The sequence below is a fragment of the Neisseria sp. P0020.S005 genome (assembly GCF_051957055.1).
GTDB classification, from domain to species: Bacteria; Pseudomonadota; Gammaproteobacteria; order Burkholderiales; family Neisseriaceae; genus Neisseria; species Neisseria subflava_A.
In genome coordinates this window covers 1-1,703 of the sequence record NZ_JBQCWV010000021.1, presented here as the reverse complement: position 1 = coordinate 1,703, position 1,703 = coordinate 1, and the positions used below count along the sequence as shown (strand labels likewise).

Here is a 1,703-nt window from a genome sequence, read left to right as displayed (position 1 = left end):
GGAACGGGCGGTAACTTGGAGTACAAAAAATTCAAGTAGTTTCTTTTGAACTCTCTTGCTTAATTTACAATTGGTTATCTGCATTTTCGTAGCCTAGCATAACTGCTAATCTACGTCAGCCCCAAATTTAATTATATTTTAGAGTAAGTAAACCCTAATTACATTACGTACACAGGCTTAAAACTCCCCAAAGCCAATTAAGCAAGCCGTAACCCATATAAAACTTAAACTCAACAAGTAGCATGTGTACGGAACGTACGCATGCAGTTCTCAGGGTTTAAGCCAAGAGGGTCGTCTGAAACAACAAATACAATGATACTGTAGAGCAAGTGAAATTTGCTCTTAGGCACCCTAGAATTGCTATTGCAATTGGATCTGTACATAAAGATCCTGGCTCTACATTAGAGCCTAATATTTCAACAATTACTTCAACTTTTCAATTAAATTTATTTCCTAATAGTGAATTTGGTGGTGAAGGTGGAGTTGGCAATGCATTCAGGCACGTTTTATGGCAAGCAATCATCACACGAGAATTTGGCAAAGATATTGCTGTTAAAGTAGGAAATAGTCATGAAAGTGGGGAAAAAATTAATTATTCTATAAGACGTAATCTTTCATTAGATAAAGCAGATGAAATGATTGATCAACTAAATAACGAAATAGGAAGAGAAATAGCATTAAATACCAATAGGTTAAACACAAAAGAGTTAGTTGGATTAATTCTGGAAACTTATAAAAATAATGGTTTTTATCAAGCAGAAAGAAACAGTAATGGAAATTATGATGTTGTAAGAAAAAGATTATCTGAAAAAGATTACCAAAATACAAGCAATATATTGATTCACTTAGATAATACTGGTGCCGGATTTAAAATTCAGCAGAGGAGAAAACAAATTAGAGCACAAATTTCAGCCAGACAATGGAGAAGATAAAAGATGAATAAAAATATACTTTATATATTTTCTTTATTAATCACTATTGTTATTTTCTTTATATTTGAAAAGAATGTAATAAGAAAAATAAGTTTTAATTATAATAAAAAAGAATTCTTAATTAGTGATATAACGAATTTTAATTGGGATTATGTAAAACTGTATATAATTAATACAGATTTCCAAAAAATTGTTTTTTATCATAAAAGTAAGATAGTTTTTGAGGAATTAATAGAACTAGATAGGGAAGGGAATGTTTTACCTCAATATCTATTTGATTCAGATTTGAAAAATGTTGAATATTACGAATGTGATTACAAGAATGGCAAGATGCAACTTTTAAAAAAAGAAAAATCACATTTTTTTGATGGATATTTTTATTATTATAAACCTATAAATTGTAGGCCGAAACTTTTGTAAAACTATCCGTCGTCATTACCGCCTAGGATTCAGGATTAGGACTCGTTTGGGGAGCAGGGAGTTCTGATATGGCTTGGAGTATGTTTGCCACAACCCAAGCCGATAGAGCGTTAAGCAAGCTGTAGCCCATATGAAACCTAAACTCAACAAGTAGCATGTGTGCGGAACGCACGCATGCGGTTCTCAAGGTTTGAGCTAAGAGGTCGTCTGAAACAATAAATACGTTTCAGACGGCCTGAGACCTTTGCAAAATTCCCCAAAATCCCCTAAATTCCTACTAAGACATTTAGGGGATTTTCCATGAGCACCTTCTTCCAGCAAACCGCACAAGCCATGATTGCCAAACACATC

The 1,703-nt window shown here is 33.1% G+C and carries 2 protein-coding genes and 1 pseudogene; 2 read left to right on the top strand and 1 reads right to left on the bottom strand.

What is annotated here, in order from left to right; genetic code table 11:
* Nucleotides 1-84: pseudogene (locus tag ACTHTU_RS11090) on the bottom strand (IS1595 family transposase); the annotation flags it as partial.
* Between the two features lie 245 nt (nucleotides 85-329).
* On the opposite strand from ACTHTU_RS11090, the gene ACTHTU_RS11085 reads away from it, so the two are divergent.
* The gene (locus tag ACTHTU_RS11085; protein WP_283115627.1) at nucleotides 330-932 is read left to right on the top strand and encodes a DUF6973 domain-containing protein; all 603 of its coding nucleotides are present in this window, start codon (nucleotides 330-332) and stop codon (nucleotides 930-932) included.
* Between the two features lie 3 nt (nucleotides 933-935).
* Nucleotides 936-1,352: a hypothetical protein gene (locus tag ACTHTU_RS11080; protein WP_107867643.1), complete on the top strand. Its 417-nt coding sequence runs from the start codon at nucleotides 936-938 to the stop codon at nucleotides 1,350-1,352.
* Nucleotides 1,353-1,703: the final 351 nt, after the last annotated feature.